At 36.6% G+C, this 2165-nt stretch carries 1 protein-coding gene and 1 pseudogene; both read right to left on the reverse strand.

Annotated elements, in window-relative coordinates; all coding sequences use genetic code 11:
• On the reverse strand, window positions 1–1720 hold a 1720-nt coding region (locus QMF79_RS03975), incomplete at its 3' end, for a pertactin-like passenger domain-containing protein (protein ID WP_281772865.1).
• A 71-nt stretch (window positions 1721–1791) separates the two neighbouring features.
• Window positions 1792–2165, reverse strand: a pseudogene (locus QMF79_RS03980) (ketol-acid reductoisomerase); the annotation flags it as partial.

Below are 2165 nucleotides of genomic sequence, written 5' to 3' on the forward strand. Positions count from 1 at the left end.
TTAAATCATCTTCCACTAAAAGCAATTGTGCTTGGCGAAGAGAAACTTGTGCATTCGCTAAGTCTGAAAGTAATGGTGTACTTGGTAGAACTGGAGCAGTTGGTGTTACTACAGGTTTATTTGGAGTCACCACAGGTTTGCTTGGAGTTACTACAGGATTACTTGGGGTAACGGGTGCTGGGGTGACCGCATTTTTAGAATTCGCTAATACCCAATTATTTCCTTCTTTTGTGAGGAAATATTGGTAAGCCCCTAAATCTACACGATTATTCGGGTTCGTTAAGCTAAATGCAGCGTTACCACCATTGGTTTCGACAAGTGTCACTTTTCCGTTAGCAACATTTGCACCTTGGTTAGTTACACCAATTTTATGATTACCTTCAGCAGTGCCTTTAACAACGATTTTATCGTTTTTGTTTTCAGCGATATTCGTATTGAGGTTAAATGTGCTAGAACCTGTGAGGTTATCTTTAATTGTTAATGTCTTGTATTCAGAAGTCGGAGTAAATGTAATCTCAGAACTGTTAGCATCTAGGTTATTCAATGTGCTTGATTTATTGAAGCTCCATTGGCTATTAGACATAGATAAATTGATTTCATTCTTAACTGGCGAATCTGGATTTTCAAGAATTGCACCAGTTAGTTTTGAATTCTTACTCGCTGTAAGGTTTAGATGATAGACACCTGCAGCTTTGGGATCTAAAGCATCACCGCCTTCTTCTGCTTCAATAGGGAAGTTTTTATCATTAAGTGAGATTAATGCTTGAGTAGCATTTAATGTTGTATTTTCTAAATTAATTTTAACTAACTGCTCATCGCCCAATGGGAATGCGAGTAAACCATAACCTGTATTACTTTCTGAATTTGTTAGTGTTATTGTTTGCGATCCGCTATCTGATGTGGTGAATAAACCACTTTTATTGTTAAGAGTTACATTTAAACCATTAGCTATAACCGTCTGAGCTGCATTCTCATCATTTGTACCGATGTCAAAAGCAAATTGCATATCTTGATTTCCAGTAATTTGTACATTACTGATATTTGCTATATCTTCTGCACCATATAATGCGTAGGCAATATCATTCTTTCCATTCATCTTGATACTATGATTGGATGAATTGATAACTGAGGTCTTTTGAGATTCAATTGCACTAGAACCATCGTTATTTATTTCAATATCAGCTTGTGTATTAATTTTGCCATCACGAGATTCAATCGCTGCGTTGCCACTTGAATCACCATAAGCATCAGTTATATTGTGAATTTGTGCGTAATTTTTCTCAACAATGAGTTTTGAGCCTTTTTCTAAAGTAGCAACCGCCCCTGATATATCTAAAAGTGAACTTGAAGGGTAGTCTTCTTTAAGTGTGGCATTTACACCAGATTTAAGAGTAATGCGATTATTTCGATCAGTAAGGTCAAAAATACCAAATAGTGAATCGCTAGAGGCTAGTGGTTTTCCTCCATGTGTGCTAGTTCCAACATCGGTTTTAGCGATATTTTGGTAGTTTCCTCGAGTAATAGTTACATTAATTGCATCACTAATTGATGTTTGTTGGTTTTTGTTGAAAGTCCAATTAGGTGATGTACCCCAAGAATACTGACATCCTGTTGAGTTTGAGCAAGTGAGATCTGTTGCCCATGCCGAATTAACTAATCCTAACGCCACAGCCACCAGACTCACTTTAAAAGTGCGGTCAAAAATTTTATTGTTTTTCATATTAATTCCTTTGGATTATAAAAAAAGCCAACTTATTGAATAAGTTGGCTTGAATTTTACCGATTTAATAATTAACCTGCAACTGCGATACGTTTCATATCTGTCATATAACCACGTAACTCTTGACCAATTAATTCAACTGGGTGGTTACGGATTGCATCGTTTACATCGCGTAAAGTGATGTTGTCGATAGCAACTACTGGTGTTGGTTCACCTAAATCACCTTTTTGTAAGGTTGGGATGATTTCTTTAGCAAGAATTGGCGTTGCTACGTTAGAGAATAAGTAGTTACCATATTCTGCAGTATCAGAAATGACCACGTTCATTTCGTATAAACGCTTACGTGCGATAGTGTTAGCGATTAACGGTAATTCGTGAAGTGATTCATAATAAGCTGATTCTTCATAGATACCGCTTGCTACCATTGCATCAAAGGCTAATTCAA

It is taken from the genome of Pseudohaemophilus parahaemolyticus (genome assembly GCF_938021905.1).
GTDB lineage: Bacteria > Pseudomonadota > Gammaproteobacteria > Enterobacterales > Pasteurellaceae > Haemophilus_A > Haemophilus_A parahaemolyticus_B.